At 35.4% G+C, this 18,333-nt stretch carries 13 protein-coding genes; 7 read left to right on the top strand and 6 right to left on the bottom strand.

The genetic code is table 11. The features are described from left to right. The first annotated feature begins 2 nt into the window (after positions 1 to 2). The 4 genes from mobC (at position 3) to BUB03_RS04030 (ending at position 4,912) form a co-directional block, all read left to right on the top strand. On the top strand, positions 3 to 2,003 hold the full coding sequence (mobC, locus tag BUB03_RS04045) for a conjugal transfer protein MobC (RefSeq protein ID WP_073060412.1): 2,001 nt from the start codon (positions 3 to 5) through the stop codon (positions 2,001 to 2,003). 131 nt (positions 2,004 to 2,134) lie between these two features. Next, positions 2,135 to 2,917, top strand: a complete 783-nt coding sequence (locus tag BUB03_RS04040) for a hypothetical protein (protein WP_048506302.1) — start codon at positions 2,135 to 2,137, stop codon at positions 2,915 to 2,917. Between the two features lie 140 nt (positions 2,918 to 3,057). Beyond that, a complete protein-coding gene (locus BUB03_RS04035; protein ID WP_048506303.1) occupies positions 3,058 to 4,650 on the top strand; it encodes a DoxX family protein in 1,593 nt (530 codons plus the stop codon). Between the two features lies 1 nt (position 4,651). Next, entirely contained in the window at positions 4,652 to 4,912 is a 261-nt protein-coding gene (locus BUB03_RS04030; RefSeq protein ID WP_048506304.1) for a DUF6520 family protein, read from the top strand. A gap of 17 nt (positions 4,913 to 4,929) precedes the next feature. On the opposite strand, the gene BUB03_RS04025 is transcribed toward BUB03_RS04030, so the two are convergent. From BUB03_RS04025 to BUB03_RS04000, 6 genes are all read right to left on the bottom strand, one after another. Continuing rightward, complete coding sequence (locus tag BUB03_RS04025; protein ID WP_048506305.1) at positions 4,930 to 7,455, bottom strand: alpha/beta hydrolase family protein; 2,526 nt, start codon at positions 7,453 to 7,455, stop codon at positions 4,930 to 4,932. Further along, positions 7,445 to 8,815 (bottom strand): RagB/SusD family nutrient uptake outer membrane protein, encoded by a 1,371-nt coding sequence (locus BUB03_RS04020; protein ID WP_048506306.1) that lies wholly within the window; start codon positions 8,813 to 8,815, stop codon positions 7,445 to 7,447. Before BUB03_RS04020 ends, BUB03_RS04025 begins: the two co-directional genes overlap by 11 nt. Before the next feature lie 11 nt (positions 8,816 to 8,826). Next, positions 8,827 to 11,922, bottom strand: a complete 3,096-nt coding sequence (locus BUB03_RS04015; RefSeq protein WP_048506307.1) for a SusC/RagA family TonB-linked outer membrane protein — start codon at positions 11,920 to 11,922, stop codon at positions 8,827 to 8,829. Between the two features lie 159 nt (positions 11,923 to 12,081). Next, positions 12,082 to 12,888 (bottom strand): FecR family protein, encoded by an 807-nt coding sequence (locus BUB03_RS04010; RefSeq protein ID WP_048506308.1) that lies wholly within the window; start codon positions 12,886 to 12,888, stop codon positions 12,082 to 12,084. Positions 12,889 to 12,975: 87 nt separating this feature from the next. Then, positions 12,976 to 13,500, bottom strand: a complete 525-nt coding sequence (locus BUB03_RS04005) for an RNA polymerase sigma factor (protein WP_048506309.1) — start codon at positions 13,498 to 13,500, stop codon at positions 12,976 to 12,978. Positions 13,501 to 13,656: 156 nt separating this feature from the next. After that, positions 13,657 to 14,832 carry an IS4 family transposase gene (locus BUB03_RS04000; RefSeq protein WP_073060409.1) on the bottom strand — a complete coding sequence of 392 codons (1,176 nt, stop codon included), beginning with the start codon at positions 14,830 to 14,832 and terminating at the stop codon, positions 13,657 to 13,659. A 685-nt stretch (positions 14,833 to 15,517) separates the two neighbouring features. Between BUB03_RS04000 and BUB03_RS03995 the strand changes: the two genes are divergently transcribed. From BUB03_RS03995 to BUB03_RS03985, 3 genes are read left to right on the top strand one after another with little or no spacing between them, the layout of a single operon-like run. Next, on the top strand, positions 15,518 to 16,831 hold the full coding sequence (locus tag BUB03_RS03995) for a transglutaminase family protein (RefSeq protein ID WP_074941790.1): 1,314 nt from the start codon (positions 15,518 to 15,520) through the stop codon (positions 16,829 to 16,831). A 25-nt stretch (positions 16,832 to 16,856) separates the two neighbouring features. Next, complete coding sequence (locus BUB03_RS21645) at positions 16,857 to 17,948, top strand: putative toxin (RefSeq protein ID WP_073060406.1); 1,092 nt, start codon at positions 16,857 to 16,859, stop codon at positions 17,946 to 17,948. 23 nt (positions 17,949 to 17,971) lie between these two features. Beyond that, positions 17,972 to 18,328, top strand: coding sequence for a hypothetical protein (locus BUB03_RS03985; RefSeq protein ID WP_048506312.1), 357 nt, complete (start codon positions 17,972 to 17,974; stop codon positions 18,326 to 18,328). Positions 18,329 to 18,333: the final 5 nt, after the last annotated feature.

The following is an 18,333-nucleotide window of genomic DNA, read 5'->3' as shown; positions in this document are numbered from 1 at the left end:
ATATGCAAGGAGATGATGATTTAAGAGGATTAGCAAAAATTATTGCTTTTATGAGGGCCGTAAGTATCGTTCTGATACTTATGCATTTTTATTGGTTTTGTTATAGTGCATTTGCAGACAAGGGCTGGAACATAGAGGTGGTCAACCGAATTTTAAGCAACTTCCAAAGGACGGCAGGTTTATTTTCACATACTCTTTATACGAAGGCTTTTGCATTCCTGCTTCTTGCATTAAGCTGCTTGGGAACGAAAGGAGTGAAAAATGAAAAAATTACCTGGACAAAAATTAATACCATTTTATTAGTAGGATTTGTATTTTATTTTCTAAACACATCATTACTATTACTTTCTCCCGACATAGGCTTCTTTTTATACATTCTTACGACAAGTATTGGATATATTTCATTGATGGTAGGTGGTATTTGGCTAAGCCGGCTTTTAAAGAACAATCTGATGGATGATGTCTTTAATAGCGAAAATGAAAGCTTCATGCAGGAAACCAAATTGATGGAGAACGAATATTCGGTAAACTTACCAACTAAATTCTATTATAAAGGAAAATGGAATGATGGATGGATCAACATTGTTAACCCTTTTCGTGCGACAATCGTACTGGGAACCCCCGGATCGGGAAAATCATATGCCGTCGTCAATAATTTTATCAAACAGCATATTGAGAAGGGTTTTGCGATGTATATCTATGACTTTAAATTCCCAGATCTCTCAACTATAGCATATAATCACCTGTTAAGGAATACTCACTGCTACAAGGTAAAACCAAAGTTCTATGTAATCAATTTTGATAATCCCCGCGAAAGTCACAGAAGTAACCCAATCAATCCCAAATTTATGACGGACATCTCTGATGCATATGAGTCTGCGTACACAATTATGCTGAACCTCAATAGGTCCTGGATAACTAAGCAGGGCGAATTTTTTGTCGATTCACCAATAATATTATTAGCTGCAATTATTTGGTATCTGAAAATTTATGATAATGGCAGATATTGTACTTTCCCACATGCTATAGAGCTTTTAAACAAAAAGTATGAGGATATATTTACCATATTGACTTCATATCCAGAACTGGAAAACTATATCTCTCCCTTTATGGATGCTTGGGAGGGCGGCGCCCAGGACCAATTGCAGGGACAAATTGCTTCCGCAAAAATTCCTTTATCAAGAATGATCAGCCCGCAATTATACTGGGTTATGTCAGGCGACGACTTCACTCTAGATCTCAATAATCCAAAGGAACCAAAAATACTATGTGTTGGCAACAACCCGGATCGTCAAAATATTTATTCGGCTGCTTTAGGATTGTATAATTCTCGTATTATTAAACTAATTTCTAAAAAGGATCAACTTAAATGTTCCATTATCATTGATGAGTTACCTACAATATATATACGTGGACTGGATTACATTTCCTACGCCAGATCCCTAAAAATTTCGTCTCTCTTTGGTATTCAGGACTTCTCGCAGCTAACCAGAGATTATGGTGATAAAGAAAGTAAAGTGATACAAAACTTGGTAGGTAATATAGTAAGTGGTCTGGTTGTTGGAGAGACTGCAAAGACTCTTTCTGATCGTTTTGGAAAGGTCTTGCAGAAAAGGCAAAGCATGACAATAAACCGTAATGACAAATCGACATCCATTTCCACACAACTTGACAGTTTAATTCCTGCGTCGAAGATCAGCACCTTAACCCAAGGAATGTTCGTGGGATCAGTTGCAGACAACTTCGATGAACGCATTGATCAGAAAATATTTCATGCCCAGATTGTCGTGGACAATAAAAAGGTTGCAGCAGAGACAAAATCATATCAAAAAATACCCGAAATCACCAAGTTTATTGATGAAAATGGTAATGACAATATGCAAGAAGTAATTGATGGGAATTACAAACAGATCAAAGCCGACATTAACGGAATTATTGAACGGGAATTAGATCGTATAAGTAATGATCCATCTTTATCTCATTTGATAAAAAAGGAATCTTAGGATATTGAAGGGTTAATATAACAAAGATTAATTTTATTTTTTTCTTAGAAAATCAAAATTATTTCATTACTTAGTAAAATATTGGATTTTCTTTTCTATAAGAAATTTGTTATACTAACTGGCCAATAATTATGAACACTTATTTATTAGCATTGGTAGAAAGTACGTTAAAGGACGCGATTGAAGAGTTTTCAAAACTTCATTGGGTCTCTCCTGCATTTCACGCTAACAAAATTGATGTGATTCAACTGCAGTTGAATAAACTCATGGATTACTACATTGAATTTTTTCAAAAAACCGGATTTCTGCCCAAAGATTTGGATTTAGTAAAAAAATCTTGCCTTATTGAACGAAGAATAAAGGATTTCGATAAAGCACAAGAAGATGAAATTTTATCTGGTTTATCCTTTGTTATTGAAGAAATCGAAGATGATGTCAAAAACCGCATTATTCCCATTCACACCCAATATCCTAAAACCCATAATTTAGCCCTATTGACAGGAATTGCAGCGACTGACTCCTATGGAAAAACGATTAGATTTCTGCTTCATGAATTTGAAATACCGAGAATTTTAATTGATATAATTGCGCAGGATCTTGATTATATTGGAAGGCTTCTTGATCTGTATGATGCAAAGGTAAGAAGTTCGTTAAAAGACTTTGTAACATCATTTAATCGTAATTATAAGAAGTTCCAGAAAGACTGTAAGATTTATCTAGAGGATACTTTTTATCAATTTTATATCAAACTAAAGATGATCGGGGCAAACCGTGATATTCTTTTTTCGGATATGAACAAAAAGGAAATTGCTTATAATAATCAATTTGGAGATTATTTAAACCTCTACAGAATATATAATCAACATTATAAAATCGTGCTGGATGACTTACCCAGATTCAAACAAATATTATAGTATCGATAATTAAATTCCTATTAGTAGGAATTTTTTATAATAAAAAAGCATTTATTTGAAATACATTAGCTCATTCAAGATATTTTTTTTCAAGAAAGGTTTTTGAAATTTGGTTATAGATAATCATTAAACCGATTGTGATGAAAAAATATTTTGCAAAAGACTATGCAAGTATTGTAGCTTATTTCATAGCGCTGCTTTTTGTATATGCAGCTATGAGTAAACTTTTGGATTTTGAAAATTTCCAGGTTCAACTCGCGCAATCCCCACTGTTGAGTGCCTATGCCGGATTTATTTCCTATGCCGTAATTATAGTTGAATTTGCGTTGGCAGTTTATGTCTGTGTTCCAGATTATCAATTATTTGCGTTATATGGCTCTTTGGGTTTAATGACAGCTTTTACTATCTATATTTATCTGATAATAAATTATAGTGATTTTGTTCCGTGTTCATGCGGCGGAATATTAGAAAAATTAGGGTGGACTGAACACCTGATTTTTAATATCGTGGTCGTGATACTAATTTTTACAGCAATTCTTTACAGGGAAAGAAAACAGAATCCACAAAATCGACTGATCTTACCCATATCCAAATCTATTGCCATAAGTATTGTCAGTTGTGGAATTGTTGTATGCTTATTTTTAAGTTCCGAACACATTATTAAGCAGGAGAATAATTTTACAAGGCGATTTGTACCGCATCCACTTGTTAAAGAACAGATTTATGACCTGGGAGTAAATTCTTACTACTTTGCTGGGTTGGAGGATGGAAATATCTATTTGGGAAATACAACTGCACCGCTTTTCATAACAAAAATTGACACCGCACTAAGAGGGATGTCAGATATAAAGGTAAAATTGGACAATAAAAATCATGTATTCCGAAACTTAAAGTTAACAATCCGTAAACCATATTATTATATGTACGATGGTTCTGTACCAGTAATTTATCAAGGGAAGTTGGAGGACTCATTAGCAAAAACAATAAGCTTTGGTGATGCATATTTTAATCAGCTTGCCATACTTGATTCAATGCGATTTGCCATTAGAACTCAGCGGAGGTCTGATAAACGGTATATTCTAGCCTCACTGGATTTAGATAAAAATAAAAAACTGGAATTGCAACCGGATATTTTAGAAAAACAGATTGACGGAATTTTTGATGTGGATGGAATTTTGAGTTCTGATAGTCAGAGCGGAAAACTGGTCTACACCTATGTCTATCGCAACCAGTACATTGTGATGGATAACAATTTCAAGATATTGAATCGTCTAAATACCATTGATACAACAAGCCGTGCAAAAATTTCTGTAGTACGTTTATCCAATGGCAATAATAAAATGAGTGCTCCGCCTTTTAGCGTAAATAAAGGTTCACTGGTTTCGGGTAATTTATTATTTAATCAATCCAACCTGAAAGGCAAACATGAGCCCTCAAAATCCTGGAAAACATCTTCCATAATTGATGTATACAGCACTGATCAACAGCAATATATTGGTAGTTTTTACATTCGACATAAAAATAATATACCAATGTCTGCAATGATCGTTCAGGACAACAACCTTTTCGTCCTTATTGGAAATGAACTTGTTCGTTATAAAATCCGGGATGGTGCTTTTGACGTGAATTCAAAACGAAACAGGCCGCTCAGGGAGCAGCCTGTTGATAAGGAACCCAAAAAAGGGATTGCCGAAAACCTTGAAAAGATTAGGCATAAACCAATAAACACTTAATATGAAAAAAATATTATTGCCAGCACTTATTGTAGCAATGGGTGCAGGCGCAGCTTTCGCTACCAATTTGGCAAGTAAAGCCTCTAAAGTAATTCCGACTTATCGTATTGATGAGAATAACAAATGTGTTCAGGTACAACAAGATTGTAATGCCACAAGCGGATTTGTTTGTACTTGGGATGGAGACGGTACTTCGCGTTTACATGAGTTTATGGATAGTGAAACACAATGTTCACAAGAACTATTCAGAACTACTCCATAAGTTCGAAGAGAAGGCGCTTAAAAAGGCGCCTTCTTTTTTATTTGCTTATTGATCCATGGAACATCTTTTATATCTTTCAGAAAATAATCGAACCATTCTAAGATCTTTTCGTCCCTGTCTTTCTCCTCGAGAGGATGATGGAGAAAATCGTGATTACCATTTTTATATAAAAGGGCTATCACCTGTTTTTGATAACGTCTAAGACCAATATAAAATTCCATAACCTGGTCCAATGGCACGTTTTCATCCTTCTTTCCTCCCCATAATAAAATTGGTGATTTGACATTTTCAACATTTAAAATAGGACTATTCAGTAAATATTTTTCTTTATCTTCAGCCACTGAGTCTCCCATCTTGAACTGCCCAGTTTCATAAAAGAAATAAAACGGTTTAACATACTGATAACTATAAGAATGGTAACTGCTGATCAGATCACTGAAACCTGCTCCTGATACATATGTCTTAAAGCGCTGCGATTGTGTGGCGATGAAATTGGTTTCATAACCACCATACGAATGTCCTAAAAGCGCGATTCTATCCTGATCAATTAGAGGGTTTTTCAATAAAGCATCCAGCGCGCTATTTACGCATTCTAAAGCTGACATGCCGGGGCCATCCTTGCCTTGTTCTATATCGGGGAGATATACAAAATACCCTCGTTCCAATAAAGTCCTGATCTGGAATCCTACAGGTGATACATTATTTGGAGAAAGATAATCATTGCTTAAAGTCCGTTGTACCTGATAGATATGGACTACCATTGGATATTTTCCCTTTGGATCATAGTCTATTGGATAGTATAAAATACCCCTTAGATTTTTTCCAACAGCTTTGAAATTATAAATTTTCTGTTTGATCTTTTGTGCTTCAACATCCTTAATTCCGGCATTGAACAATTTATTTTTATGTCCATTGACATAGGAATACAATGTAGGAGGCTGGTTGAAATTTCTTTCCAACGTATAAAAGGATGTCATATTTCTGTTGAAAAGTAGATGATCAGAGTCAATCCTGTTTTCTGTTTCCGGTACAACCTCTTTCCATTTTCCCTTGCGGTACATATTGTAAAAAGTTTTATTTGAATAATTATCATATACTTCCAGCAATATGGAATCTTCCGGTAAAAATGAATTTAATGTACTTTCACCAAATTCGTTAGTTTGATTTTTAATTTCAACTTTTTTTCCTTTTGCAATGCCCAAAGCGGTCAACTTCTTTCTATTGATGTCATATTTCCAGAGGTCGTCACTGCTTTCAAAATAAATTTGATTGCTGTTTGCCGTAAAAACAGGTTTTTCAAGACCAAATTTTTCTATTAAGGCTTCTCTCTTGCCCGAAGTACTGAACAAGGACCAATTTTTACCATCATTGCTCGCTAGGAACAACCTGCCATTCTTGGAACAAAAAAACCTATTTCCCACAAAGTCGGGTCTCCAACCTTTTGTTAAAGTAGGTATTTGTTTTAAGCTGCCGATTGCTGTTAAACTTTCTGTTGATATATCAAATATATAGGCATCATTGATATCTGGCGTAAACGTATTAAAATTGTAATCTTTTCTAGGTAGATAGGTCAGAAAATATCGAGCATTATTTAAAGATTCAAGTACATGGTTCTCCTGAATTTTTAATGACTGCAGTTTATTCGCTATCGTATCCCATAACCAGTATTCGTTATTTACGTACATTCTTTTATGTAGGTTGACAAATGGATCATTGCCATACCATATGTCAACCAAGGAAGACTGCTCTTCGGAGAATCTTACCCTTGAATTGATGAGAAAGTACTTTCCATTTTGAATTTCCGTCAAACTTAATTCTGATTTGCTTGGAACGTTTAATTGAATTACCTTTTTATAGTCATGTTCTGAATCGAGTATAGTCAATTGATTATGTCCTTTCTGAATCTGAACTTCTGTAATGAGTAGCTGTTTGCCTGATGGCGTAAGTTCGATCTTTGATATTCGATTTTCTGTTGAATATACAATTTCTTGTCTTTTACCCGTTGTTTCAAGGATCTTGGCTTTTCCTTCACTCTGCCTTACAACATATAGCTTACTTTTTGAGTCTGTTGCCATAAGACCATCAATGTCTGCCATTTCCTGTAGCTGATTGCCCGTCAGATCATAAAAAATAAGGTGCTTATCTCTGGAGTAAATGGCATATCTATTTAAATTATCCAGCCGATAATAATTGCTGGCATTATTATATTGGTATATTTTACCAGTCTTAAGGTTCAGAAACTGTAATTGATCGGCTTTTCTCCCAAAAACCCCTTCTTCATTAAGAAAGTCCAAAACTCCCGTCGATACAATTTTATGTATTGTCTTGTCCTTTGTGCTAACAACATAAGCCGAATCACCACCAAGTTTATACTGCTTATTGATTCCTATCCATGTTCCTTCAGATGAAATCTTGGGAACCCCGCCCAATGTTGCAAATTTTGCCTTCCATTGGGTTAAGGTATCCCCCTGCTGTTGAGCAGGTATAAATATGAAGCCGTTAAGAATTATGGAAACCAGTAAATATTTGATCTTAATAGCCATTATTCTGAGGTTTGAGATTTAGATTGAGGAGAATTTCATTTTGGGGGATCGGCCAAAGTTTATGAAAATCCTTCCAGTTAGGCTTTGCAGTTGACAATAAATTGAGTTTATCCATTCTCTTCAGATCAAGAAACCTATGTCCTGTTTCAGTAAAGAATTCACGTCTATCTTCCAAAAGGATTTCATTAAGGAGATCAGCTTGGCTTAAGTTGGTTAATGCCGCTAAACCTGCCCTTTGTCTTATCGAATTTAAATAAATAAGCCCTTCGGTGAGTTTACTCTGCTGAGCCAAAGATTCTGACAATAAAAGATAAGCTTCTTCCACCCTGAATATGATAGAATACTCATTAGCATTTGTATTATCGCGATTTTTGTATTTTTCAGCTCTATACCATATTGATCCATTATAGGATACTGACGCCATCCAGTGCTGTTTTCTTAGGTCATTAGAGTTGAAGGAGTTTACGAGATTCATATTCAACGCATAAGAACTAGGCTTTGCATTTGAGAAATAGTATAAGGTAGCCTGTTTCAGAGAAGCATTATTAATAGGTTTTAATTGCCAAAGAATGTGTTTACCTGACTTTTGAAATACTTTTGTTATATCGGTTTCTATTTGATAAAGCGAAGATTGGGTAATTTCTTTTAACAATTGTTCTGCCTGATTCCAATTTTTCTGTGCCATATAGATCTTTGCCAGTAGAAGCCTTGCTGTCATTTTATTGGCATATATCCGTTCAGCATTTCGATAGTCATCCTGCAATAGTGTCAGGACCTGTTGAAGATCTTCTACCATTTTTTTCAATGCATCATTTGAAGGTGTTTTATTTAAAATCTGATTTATTGTGTAATCCGTTGTTTCAGGATATGGAATATCCCCCCAAAGTTGGTTCAAATAAAAAAACATTAACGTTCTAATAAATAAAGCTTCTCCCTTCAAATACTTTTTGTCGGACATTGAAATCCCGTTAGATTTATCAACACCTTCAATAATAGCATTAGCTGTATAAATATGTTTAAAAGATGAAACCCAGATATTGTATACGGTTTGATTCGTGTCAGTTTGTTGGTTTAGATAAAGTTCCCTAGTTGGAGTAATCGTTGTACTGAATTCATCCAGTTCATCCGTATAAACGCCTAGGGCGGCATCAAGATTCACTCCTGAAATCGGGGAATTTGACATTACATCGGCATATAAAGCCGATAATGCAGCGTTAGCTGTTTGAAGATCCTGAAATACTTCGTTGCTGGCAATCTGATTATTCGGTAGATCAACGTCAATCAATTTTTCGCACGAAATCGAAAAATACAATGAGAAAGATGCGAGAATGCATGTGTATAAATATTTAAAATTTTTCATGAGATTAGAAATTAAAAATTTAACTGTAGTCCGAAAGAGTATGTTCTTAAGGGAGGAAGAAAACCTGAGATTATTGCCTCTGGATCAACACCAAAGAATTTAGTCCATGTTATTAAATTCTGGCCCTGAAAGTAAATTTTAGCACTTTTAAAAGGACTTGACGACATCGGTATATTATAACCAAATTCTAGGTTTTTTAATCTTACAAAGGATGCATCTGAAACAGCAGCAGTACTTCCTTTAAATAAATTATGATTGAGCAAATTTTTTGATGCACTATAAGGCATATATGTTCCGTTAGGATTTTCGGCAGACCAAACATCCAGTACTTCCACAGGTTGGTTAACCATTGTACCCGGAAGAGGCATAATTGAATTTTGGTTATAGTTTTTCTTTTTGACGAATTGAAATAAAAAATATAAATCCCAATTTTTATATCGAATACTGTTATTTATGCCACCAAAAAATTTAATTTGAAGATCTTCAATAACCTGACGGTCATCTGGAGAAGATATTTTGCCGTCTCCATTAAAATCAGTGAACTGATAAAGTCCTGTCTGCGGATTAATACCTTCCAATTGATATAGCTTAACAATCTGCGTTGAAGAGCCAATGGAATATTGACTTGCATAAGGTGAACCGGCTAGACCTGGAAATGATAACAGTTTATTTTTAGGGAATGTTATATTAAGATTAGTTTCCCAATTAAAGTTCTTAGTTGAAACTGGTCTTGCATTTATTTCAAATTCCAGTCCGGTATTCTGCACTGTAGCGTCCAGATTTGCTGTCACACTTGGAAATCCAGTTACGGCAGATAGTTGGTAGCCAACCAATTGATTTGAAGATCTATTACGATAATATGCTAAATTAGTAGTAATACGGTTGTCCAAAAAACCTAGTTCAATTGCAGTTTCAAACTTTCTTGTTTTTTCCCAACTGTAATTGGGATTAAATAGTCTGGCAGGTAACAGTCCGGTAATTCCATTGTATATTAATGTTGAGGAAACATTATAATTATCCAAAAATTGAAAATCCCCGATATTATCACTTCCTGTCGAACCATAGCTACCGCGAATCTTACCAAAAGATAACCATTTAGAATCCTTTAGAAAATTTTCCTTTGTAAAGATCCATGCGGCTCCCAACGCTCCAAAATTTGCAAATCTGTTATTAGGTCCAAAACGACTGCTCCCATCACGTCTACCAGTAACATTCAGGATATAACGATTTTTATACTGATAATTTAACCTACCAAATAATGCGGCATATCTATATTCAATAGATGATTGGTCGCCCATTCTTATCGTTTTTGCAGCGGAAACATTTGTAATAAACTGATTGCTTTCAAATCCTATTCCTGTAATTTCATCAGTATTCCTAACATTTCTCTGAAAACTTCCCCCTATCAAAAAATCAATTTTATGGTTTCCCCAATTTTTTGACCAGTTTAATTGAGGTTCAATAATGAAAGAAAATATATCCTGATCTTTTTTTCTTGATTGTGAAGTTGCACTGGAAGCACCGCTTGCAAGGGATGGATTATTGACTGTATTGGGAAGTAGAGATAATTCATTTATTGCCGTGTAATTTAATCCTGCATTAATCTTAAATTTCATATCCGAGTAAAGCTTGTAATCAGCGTTTATATTAGTTTGAAAGAGCTTGGTATCGTTACTATAAGTGGCATTAAAGGCCGCTAAAGGATTGTTAAAAGTATTTCCGGCCCAATTTAAACTTCCATCTTCATTATAGAGCAGAGGTGATACAGGTGGTAGCGTATAACTACTGCCAGTAATATCAGTTCTAACAACATTGTTTTTCTGATTGGTAAACATATTAGATAAACTGAGCTGAAAGCGGTTATCCTTTGAACGATGTGACAGATTAGAATTAAAAGTATTGCTGAGATATTTATAACCTTGTCCAAAAGGAGTTGTCTGCTCATTGTGTCCGAGGCTGACTAAAAAACTGGTTGTTTCACTACCACCGCTCAATGAAAGTTGGGTGTTACTATAGGTTGCTTTGTTTCCGATCAATGTTTTTTCCCAATCTATTTCATTGTTTCCCCAAGCGCCATTAAGATCATAGGCTGTTGCCGGATAGTTTACAACTCCGTCATTCAGGTAAGCTGTACGGCGCATGTTAAGGTATTGGTCCTTGTTTAATAATTTGAGGTTGGAAATAGCCTCACTTATACCGTAATTGGTTGTAAGTCGTACACTCAGTCTACCTGATTTACCTTTTTTAGTGGTTATTAATATAACTCCGTTTGCTCCTCTGGAACCATAGATAGCAGTCGCATCAGCATCTTTTAGTACCTCAATGCTCTCGATATCACCCGGATTTATGCTATTTAATGGATTAATCTTACCAGAAGGCATCACTGTAGCGCCGATTTGCGTGTTTTCAGCTGTTATTTCACTTAAAGGTACACCATCAACCACATAGAGTGGAAGATTACCGTCAATCGAGGAATTCATACTTGTTCTTAAACTATTCTGTCCCCTGATCTGTATTGTAAACCCTCCACCGGGAATACCGGAATTTTGCGTGATATTAACTCCTGACATTCGGCCCTGCAAAGAGGATAATACATTCGTTACAGGCTGGTTTTCGATATCTTTTGCCTTAACCTTTGAAATACTTCCAGTGCTGTTCCTTTCGGTGACTTTATAGTATCCGGCATTTAAAGTGATTTCTTCAATTTTTGTTTCTTTACCCGCAAAAGACTCGGATTTTAATGTGTCAACAGGTAAACTTTGATCTTGTGGAGTTATTTGGCTAATTGCTTTAATTTTCTTTTCGCGAATGACAACCGTATTATTAAAAATGGTTGTTTCAAAGGGTAATTCCTTGAATAACTTCGCAAGGCAATCCATTAATAATTCGTTATTGCATTTTGTGCTTGGCACTTTGTAGTTTATAAATGACTTCTTTTTATAAGAAAAACGACGTATTTTATTTTCCTTCAAAAAGAGTTCAATTGCATCAACTGCGGGTAATGCTTCCGAATCATAATTTACTCTCATGGTAGAGAGATTCTCTTGGGCATTAAGACCCTGCCATCCGATCAAAAAGAACACGGCGGCTTTGTACAAAATTTTCATATTTTTGTAACGTATTTATAATTAATAATTCATCGAACAGTTATTGGTTGAATACATTGGCCGACGGTCGCACCCGTCGGTCATTTTCTTATTCAACATTTAAATTTTCGGCTTCACGTGTCGTCAATGAGCGAGGGCATAATTAAAGCCCATAGTTTTTCACTCCAATTGAAATGTTTTATCATTGATTTGTTTTATTTTGAAATCCAGCTGGAAAGCAATGATTTCAATAAGGGATTTAGCGGTAGAATTAGTAGATGAAATCGTAATCTTAACCACCTTATCTTTATCAGGGATTATCATTTTTACGTTATAGGTTTCTTCTATGATTTGGGCTACTTTACTTAGTGAGCAATCGTTGAAGGATAAACTTGATTTAAGTTGAGATTCTGTTGACCGTGATGTGGCAGATATTCTTGCAACTTGTACAGTTCCCAAATTTGAAAACGTTTCTTTTGGTTTTAGTTCAAATGATTCGTTAGGTTTTTCAGATCTATAGACCAACACCTTACCTTCATACAGGTCAACACTGAAAGATTTTTCATTTTGATAAATCTTAAAAACGGTTCCCAATACTTTAGTCTCATAATTTCTACCATGAACAATAAATGGATGTTCTTTTGATTTAGAAATTTTAAAGATTGCGTCTCCATCAAGTGTAACTTCACGTGTATCTGAAGGAAATGACTTTTCAACAGTCAGCTTCGCTCCTTTTTGTAAAATTACTTCTGATTTGTCAGGCAGTAAGACCTTACGAGGATCAGAAACGGCCATATAGACATCTGGCTTAATCAAAAAATTATAGCCTAAAACGCTACCACTTAAAATCACGACTGCAGCAATGCCGCCGTACATTATATTTTTACGATTTCTTTTTTGCTTTTCTTTACGACGAATAGCGATTAAAGCATTTGTCCATACTTTATTCTCTTCTTCCTCTGTGAGATAGGGAAAATTGTCTTTCATAAAAGAGCCTTTATTATGTATAGGAGAACGGAGGAAAAAACCACACGGTTTTTATGAAAAATTAACTTATTTTATGATACTTTAACATCATTTAGTAATTTTCACTTTGTCTCTCAGGTAGATCATAGATTGATGTATATGCTTTTCAACCGTTCTTTTGGAGATATTGAAATTAGCGGCAATTTTCTCTTGCGTGACACCCTCTATTTTATTCATTTTGAAAATTTTTCTACGAAGCGGAGGAAATAACTCTTCAATTGCTGTTTCTATTTCTGAGAGATTTCGCTCCTTATTTTCTGCAATGATTAAATCTTCATGCGAAGTATCGGAAAAATGTAAGGGTAGATCGCTAGTTTTATCGATTTTTGCGTTCCTATAAAAATGTGCTATTTCCTGTTGGCAGGTTTTTACAACTATGCTTTCAATATTGCCAGCATCCAGTTTAGACCGATATTCCCATATATGAATAATGACATTCTGAAAGACATCCAAAACATCGTCCCTATTATTGATCTTTTTATAAATGAGAGAAAATATTAGTGGATTAAATTTATGAAGAAGCTTATGATATTGTTGTTCTTCAATTCTGATATGTCGGTTAAGAGACCACATTGTGTTAATAGCAAAATTAGTAATTTTTTAATATATAATTAAATTTATCGAAATAATTTTTAATTATACTCATATGTGTCCTAAATAAATTTTAGGATTGGATTTCTGTGGTACAAGCATAGCTTTTTTCATCATTTCGATATTGACCCCTATTTTTCAATCTGCGAAGATCTTTAGCTGTCCCTTTTTTCCTTTTATAGGCGGCCTGAGAAAGGGATCATCTATCCATTGCCAGATGTTTATTTTCACGAAGATATTCATTCTGATGAATGCGACCAGATTGGACAGGTTCCAGTCATATTTGGCCTTTTTTTGTAAGTATTTTAACAGTAATATGCCAATGAGTGAAGTCCAGATCTGGATCATCACTGCATTTTCAGAAGTCCCTATGAATGTCGATACTTTTAAGCGCTGCTTTAGATGCTTGAAGAAGACTTCGATATGCCAGCGTTGTTTATAGATGTTTGCCACCAAAGAAGCCTTCCACTTCGTATTATTGGTCAAAAAGTGGTACTCATTGCCAGTGGTGCTGTCCCAAAAGTGGACTAGGCGTAGCGGCTTGCCGTTGTATTTATTGCAGGCAGCACCGGATAGCTCAATGAGCTCATCCTTAAGGATCCCCTTTTCGATGAGTGCTTCACTCTGATAGGACTTGATAACCTTGTACTTCATATTAACTTTACTCCTGGTAACGAAGTAACACCCCCTGCTGTCCAAATCCCCAAGCCAGCTGTAATCCACGTAGCCACGGTCCACTACCACCACGCTTCCCTTGGAAAAACTGTAACTACCGGCTCGCTGGCTCTCATGTACTTTTCCATCGGTAATCTGCATAAAAACAGGTAGGCAGCCATCATAATCCAAGACAGTGTGCAGCTTTACGGCACCTTTGGTGCTGCGAAACTTTGCCCAGTCAAATACAGATAGACATAAGGGGATGATGCTTGCATCCATCAGATATACTTTACGCTTTAGCTGACCAAGATCTTTGCGAAAATGGGTGTCCTTTTGCCAAAGCCTATCCAAAACAGAATAGTAAAGATCTTTGAAAAGTTCATGGGTACGGTGTGTGTTGATATAGGATATATTAGACTTACTTGGAGCTCTTACTACACCTAAGTGGTTCAGATTACCAGTGGTACTGCGTAGGCCGTTACTAATATCACGAACCGAATCTGCCGAGGAAAAATGACAGAAAAGCATACTGACTAGATGCGTCCAGCTGTTGATCCCTTTCTGATGTTTGTCACTTTTGTGCTTTGAAACCAAATCTTTGAATAATTCGCGGTCGATAAGAGATAAAATCTGACTAAAAACATTTAAATTTATCATGGCGGTGTGTTATAATTTTGCAATTTAAATATAGCAACTTTGCTATATCCAAACACCGCCACTTTTTAAACGTTTAGGACGCAAGTGAATTATACTGGAAAAATATACCACAACATCAGCATTTTTCATAATTACATTCTCAACAATAAAACACTATTATCATTTGGAATATTTATTTCTAAAAAATTAATATATTAGCAGTCGGAATATTTAATAGAATATTAAGATATAAACGAGCGTAAGCTATCGAAAATTTAATCTAAAGAAAACCGCTAATTTTCAAAAACAGATGCAATTCGATAGACTTACGCCTGTGCCTACTATTGGCATGGGCTAAGTCTTTTCGGCATCTGGGTTCTTAGCGGTACCTCTTTAGACGATTGGCTTCAGTACCATGCCTTTCTTTGTTTATCCCCAATAAATAGGTAAGAAAGATAATTAAACTTCCCAAAGTTTAAAATGCGACAGGTTCTGACGTTTTCCAGTTATAATTTCGCTCCATATATTTTTTGAATGAGAATTTAAAAGTAAAAATTCCGTGAAAATACCTAGAGCCGAAAAACATAAATAGAATTAAATTGCAAATCCCTCCGAAAAAAGCACAGTTATACCGATGAGATATATTATTATACTATTTTTTAATGTCAGTTCTATTTGTCTCGGACAAATACCCAAGTTTCCTGAAATGCCCCAAAAGAATAATCTATTTAGGGTACAGGAAACACAGACGATCACTCCTGGTCGTTATAATCATTCTCGCATTAATTCCCATGCCGATCAACGTATAAATCAACAAGCAGATCAAGAACATATTAATAAGGAGGTTGAACGTCAGATTGCAGAGATAAGGGCCGAATCCTTCGCTAAGAACTTTAGGCTTGCTTCATTAGCAGATCAAAAAGGTACCTCTTCATATTATGCGGCTTATGAAAATCTGTCACAACTTGATCCCGAAAGCTATTCCATAGCAGATGCTGTTTTTATAGTTGAAAATGCTTATTACGATAACAATAAAAACTTCCATGAATCTTACCAAAATCAAATCCAAAAAGCAACTAATATTATAAGAAATGATTTAAAGAAAAACGGAGTGGAAGATTCTGACAACGTTTCCAAGAATCTATCAATTTTTAGGTATTTCGCGGAGGACAGTAAACAGAATGGGAAAGTAGTTCATAAGGCTATGAAATACGATTTTGACGATTATATGGGCGCCAAAGATTATTCAAAAATGTTTGTGTCTAAACTGATGAAAACCAATTCTGGTCAGTGTCATTCAATGCCATTACTATATCTAATATTAGCAGAACAAATTGGAGCGGATGCATATTTGGTAATGTCTCCGAATCACTCCTATATCAGATTTAAAAATGATGATGGAGAAATACTAAGTATTGAATTGACCAATGGAATGTTTTCTGCCAATTCCTTTGTACTCAATTCAGGATATATTAAAGCAGAGGCATTAAAGAATAAGCTATACATGCAAAACTTAAATAAACGGGAAGTTTTATCGCAGACATATGTGGATTTAGCAAGTGGTTATATACATAAATTTGGTTATGATGAATTCGTTTCTAAGGTTCTTGATAAGGCTTTGCTTTTAAATCCACAGAATATCAATGCGACTTTATGGAAAAGCAATACGGATCAAGTTCGTTTTATGCAGTCTTGCGCGAGATTTGGAATTGACCCTCAGATTAAGGAGCAGCTGCAAAATATCCGTAATTACCCACCATTGGAAGACCAATTTCGTCAAATAAATTTGAGCTTTGACTATATTGATCAATCGGGGTTTTCCCAGATGCCACTGGATCAATATGAAAAATGGCTCAGCTCATTAAGAAGTACTGAGAACAAACAAAAAAGTGATGAAATTGCGGAAAGGATCAAAATTTTAAACGCGCAAAAGCAGAGAGAAGCTCAAAATAAACCAAAACCTATCTTACCTAAAAAAGAATCCCCAAAGATTTACAAAATTCCAAAGGAATTTTTATAACTGATAATCAAGAAACAAATAAATTATGAGAAAGATTTTATTTTGTGTTTTCCTGTTTCTTATGTGCTTTTCGCAAGCGCAGGAAAAACAAAAGAAAAAACACACAAAAGAAAAAGAATGGGTAAACCCCGTTAAATTGACAAAAGAAGAGCGATCCCGCCCCTATATGTCGGAAGTGCTTAAGACAAGAGATAGCTTAAGTCCTGCCGAAGCCGAAAGAAGAAGAAAAAATATAGAAGCAGGAAACCCATTTAAAAAATATGGTTACTACCCCAAGGTAGCTACATTAAGTAAGGGAAAATACCTTGAATTTCATGATCAGGACAGTATTGTTACGATAGGATCAGTAAAATTCAACGTCAAAAAAGGTGAGGTTGTTGATTTCATTGAAGTAGATCTTGAAGATCCGGACGCACAACCGATCGGTGATACACATGGACGCTGGATGAGTCCTGACCCCCTGAGTGAAGAGTTCCCAAGTTGGAGCCCTTACAGTATGTCCTTCAATAACCCTGTAAGATTTAAAGATCCCACAGGTTTAGCGCCGGAAGATGCTACTGAGTGTTGTTGGTGGCTACGTTTAATGCCGTTATTTGAAGAATCGTCAATTAAACCGAACATAATTGAAACAGTTACCAAGACTGGTGAAGTAGGAACAAAGCAAAGTGAAGCCGTAACAAAAGCTCAGCAGGAACATTTCAATTTTGGTAGATATGTTGAAGAAAAACAGCTTGCGGAAATGGGAAAGGAGAAAAATACCAAAACCTATGAATACACCGATCCTAAGACTGGAAAGACCGGAAAAACTATACCCGACGCAATGACAGATGAAGGGGGAACTGTGGAAATAAAGCATGTTGCCAAACAATCGTTTACAAAACAGCTTAGGGGCCAGCAGGAAATTTCAAAAGCAAGTGGACAGGAAGCTATTTTGAAAATTAATGAATCTGCAAAACTAAGCGAACCGCTTAAAAATTCCGGTATTAATATTCAACGCTATACGCCTCCTGCAAAACCCAAAATTGATAATCTTAGAGTTACACCTGCTCCTGCTCCTAAGCTTATTCCTGTACCAAAACCTAAAGATCCCTGTGGTGGTGTTCCTGGGTGCACATAGTTTAAAAAGTATTATATTTATTTATGAATAATATTGAGAAATTGCTCAATGCCATAAAAGAGCAAGCAACAAAGTATTTAATTGAAAGTGGTGAATTCGCACCCTATGCTACCTATGTAAGAGCAAATGGTAACCTTACTAATATCTCTGCTTATTCAGAATCAACAAATTCAAAAGAAATGTATGATATTTTGCTGGCTGGCGCATATGATGATTTAAAAGATGAGGATATTCGGGTTTATGCTATTGCTCAGGACGGAAGATATCAGGGTAAGGATGTATTGGTTGTGGATTTAATTCTTTCACCTGAAAGCAGATTTCAGCAAATCTATCCCTATACTAAAGATGGTGAAAATGTAAAATTTGGGGAAATGATCTAAATTCA

It is taken from the genome of Chryseobacterium oranimense, from assembly GCF_900129755.1.
GTDB classification, from domain to species: Bacteria; Bacteroidota; Bacteroidia; order Flavobacteriales; family Weeksellaceae; genus Chryseobacterium; species Chryseobacterium oranimense.
This window is presented reverse-complemented; position numbering and strand designations above follow the sequence as displayed.